The organism is Clostridium lundense DSM 17049 (genome assembly GCF_000619945.1).
GTDB classification, from domain to species: domain Bacteria; phylum Bacillota; class Clostridia; order Clostridiales; family Clostridiaceae; genus Clostridium_AO; species Clostridium_AO lundense.
On record NZ_JHVC01000046.1, the window covers coordinates 1 to 3,944 of the forward strand.

Consider the following 3,944-nt stretch of genomic DNA (forward strand, 5'->3'; position numbering starts at 1 on the left):
AAGCTTTCCTTTGTTGAGTAATCCACTGTCTCAGGTAATATCTCTAATATTTTCTTACGTAATTCTTCTTTATTATTTGGTCCTTCTGTGCCTGTTACATGAATTACAACAGGATTTGGTCTTATAATATCAATAAGCCCTTTTTTATCTAATCTAGTAGAAGATATAGTATAATCTCCTGGCTTATCAAAAGTAAGAACTGCATTTCCTTTTGAATCTGTAACTACTTCTTTTCCATCTTTAGTATATGGTTTTCCATTTACAAGAATTGTAGCTCCACCTACTGTTTCTTTTCTTATATTATATCCACCTGTATACCCATCCAATTTGATGTTTACCTGTTCATTTGTTTTCACATTTGTTTTATCTGCAAATACTTTTGTATATAAATTGTCAAATCCATAAGGTGAATACATCCATACAATTTCATCTCCATCATTTAATGGAGTTCCATTACAACCTACGTTTGGAAGTACATCATTTACCCTATACAACCAACCAGACATTCCTTCATGATCAAATTCTCTATCGCCATCAAGCATTGCGATATATAAGCTCCATCCATAATCCTGAAGATCAAATAATTTAGGTCCATCTAGCTCTTTATCCTTTTTCTGTCTAAATCCAGCATCAACTAAAGCTTTTACAATAGCATGAGCATTGGTTGGTTTCTCAAATTTACTTACATCCCACCCATTAGATTCTCCTGCACTGCCTCCTGATGCTTTTCCTAAATACTCACTTAAATCAAATACTCCTACTTCTAGCTTTGTTCTTGGTAAAACTGTGTGATCATATCCTTCTATACGAATGTATATCTCATATTTATCTGTAACAGTAACTTTTATACTCTCTTTTACTTTTGCATCATCTTTTAATGCAACAGTTAAAATAACCGTTCCATTTCCTATAACTGTTACTTCTCCTGTTTTTCCATCTACTGTTGCTACTTTTTCATCACTACTACTAAATATAAACTCTTTTCCTGGTATTACATTATTTTGTTCATCTACTGCTTTTCCTTTTAAAGTAATTTTATCTTTTGGATGTAATCTTTCTTTACTTCCTTCAATAACTATTTTATTTACTATCACATTAGATTTGTAAACTAATGTATACTTCTTATTTTCTGTATTTCCAGCTTTATCTTTTGCTGTAATTTCAATAGTATTGTTTCCCTCATTTAAAACCACACTATATTTTCCATCTTTTTCAGTTATCACTTTATCATTGCATTTTACTTGTGGAGTAATATTTTCATCTTGATTATCTGTTACCTGTACAGTAAATGCTATTTCTTTTGCAGATACTAATGTATTGTCTTTTATTCCATTTACTATGATCTCAGGTTTTTGTGTATCCTGTGATTCAAATCCTGTCACTTTTATAATATCATTACAAGTGCTAGTATCAGCACTATCCTTCATTCTGTAAGATTGTCCAACTATATATACACTATTTCCTGCTAAAACCACAGCTGTACATGAAGTTGGTGTTGGTAAATACCCTACATTTTTAAAAGTTTTGTTTTTTACATCAAATTCTAAAATATGATAACTTCCCACATGAAACAATTGCTCTGATATACTTTTATCTATGTCCTCTCCGAAGATATAAATTTTGCCACCCATAGAAATTGCTGTGCCATTAGCCATACTATAATCTAGTGTTGACACTTCAAGAATTTCGTTATTTACTGGATTAAACTCATATACTTTTTTTGACCATTGACCTCCTATGATATACATCTTTTGATTTGCTTGTACAATCATAGAACCATCTGTAGGTCCACCCCATTCATTTCCACTTCCTAAATCAATATTACCTACTATTTTCACTTTTTTTGTAATTGGATCAAATTCAACAACAGATCCTTTACTATTGTTTCTTTCATAAATATATACCTTTTTATTTATTACAGCATTTCCAGTTGATTTCAATTCATAACCATCTGGAAGTGTTGCTACTTCAACAGCTTCATTCTTTTCTACATCATACTCATAAACTTTTTTATTACCAATCAAATAAACTTTATCATCTACTACTGCAACATTTTCAACACAAGTTGTTGGAAGTTTTCCAACATTTTTCATTTCATTAGTTTTTGGATCAAAACATAAAATAGAATCTAATTTATTCCAGTCTTTTACTTGTGTTCCCCCAAACAAATATATTTTATCTTTTAAGCAAACTGATATAGGTTTATAACGTACATCATCAACAGTTCCTACTTTTGAAACTTTATATATATTTTTTTCTAAAACACTTATATCCCCTATTTGTACTATATTATCATGAAAATCTGCAAATAAAGTATATTGTCCTACTGGAGCATCTATTTTTCCTGTTATTTTCCCATTTACATCTGTTTTTCCCATTTCCACCTTACATCCAGGTCTATTTTTAAATGCCCAATATACTTTTTCTTCTGCTATTGGATTTCCTGCAGCAGTTACAACTATTTGAAATTCATCATTACTTTTCACTTCTTTTGGAAAATTACTTTCAATTTTAGGTAGTCCTATTTGAATATTATCTACTGCTGATCTAATATATCCATCTTTTTGGACAAAAATACGATAATCTCCTGAACCATCTATTGTAAAACTTGCTACACCTTTGGCATCTGTATTTTTTTCTGTTGAACTGCTCCAACTTTCATTCCAATATTTAAAATACTCTATAGCAACCTTAGCTCCTTCTACTGCTTTACCATCTTCATCCTTCACAACAACCTTAAATTCTTCATTAACTACAGCTTTTTTAGGTGCTTCTAATTTAAATTGTTTAGTAGCTCCATTATATGAACATATAATGTTATCCCCTGTTTTAATCATAGCAGCTTTAGTATTATCTATAACTTTTCCATTGATTATTACTGAAAAATATGGATCTCCTTTTTGCCACCTATCAAGAGCAACTAATTTTCCTTCTTCATTAAATTCAGTTTCATATTTTTTTTCTGACCCGTATTTATCTACTATTCTTGGATTTTTCAATATGTCCTCTAGGCTTATCTCTGTTCCGGAAATTCTCACTTCTCCTGAGTAATCAGATTTGCCTTCAAGTTCAACCCTTAAATGTACTTTTACTACATCTTTTACAACTTGTATTTTAGTTTCACGATAATATCTAGTATCTTTCTTTAATGAAGCTCTTATAACAGCTTCTCCTTCTTTAATTGCTGTAACCTGTCCATTTTCATCAATAGTTGCAATTTGCGGACTTAAACTTTCCCACTTAATTTCTTCATTTATTTCACTACTACTATATTCTACAGTAGACTTAAATAGGTGTTTTTCTCCTAATTGCAATAAAAATTTTTCAGGTTTAATATATATTTTGTATACTTCCTTAAGTAATTTTAAAGTTTGAATATCACTTTTTACATTCCCTTTTTCAGCTTGAAAATACATTGTAATTGAATCTGAAAACCAGCCACCTGAAACTTTTATTATTGCTTTTCCATTTTCATCTGTTTTTCCTTTTGTTTCAAGTCTATTTTCTCTGCTACCATATGCAATTTCTGCATCCTTTACTGGCTTACCAGCTTCATCTGTTACTTTAACTTCACATAAATATCCATCTATCATTTCTTTTGGTAAACTAATATTTAATTTTTGTGGAATACTTTCCTCTTTAACTTCTACTTCTAAAGCTTTTGCTCTAGATTTTCCTGTTGCTTCTGCTATTATAAAGTATTTTCCTGCCTCTAATTTTATTTTTGCTTTTCCATCTTTATCTGTTTTTACTCCTGTATCTACAGGTTTTACTTTTTCTTTATTTATGCTCTTATAGTCATATTCACTTGCCTTATAGTATTTTATTTCTCCATCTTTTATTTTATCTCCCTTTGCATCTTTATATGTTACTTCGAAGTCTTCTCCTGCATTTACTGTAGTTGTTCCTTCTAAAGTACTTCTTCCCATTGCTCCATTTCCATT

General features: G+C 30.3%; 1 protein-coding gene. It reads right to left on the reverse strand.

Going from position 1 to position 3,944, the window contains the following annotated elements:
* Positions 1-3,929, reverse strand: a 3,929-nt coding sequence (locus T514_RS25360; protein ID WP_156940053.1) for an Ig-like domain-containing protein, incomplete at its 3' end; no start/stop codon positions are given.
* Positions 3,930-3,944 lie beyond the last annotated feature (15 nt).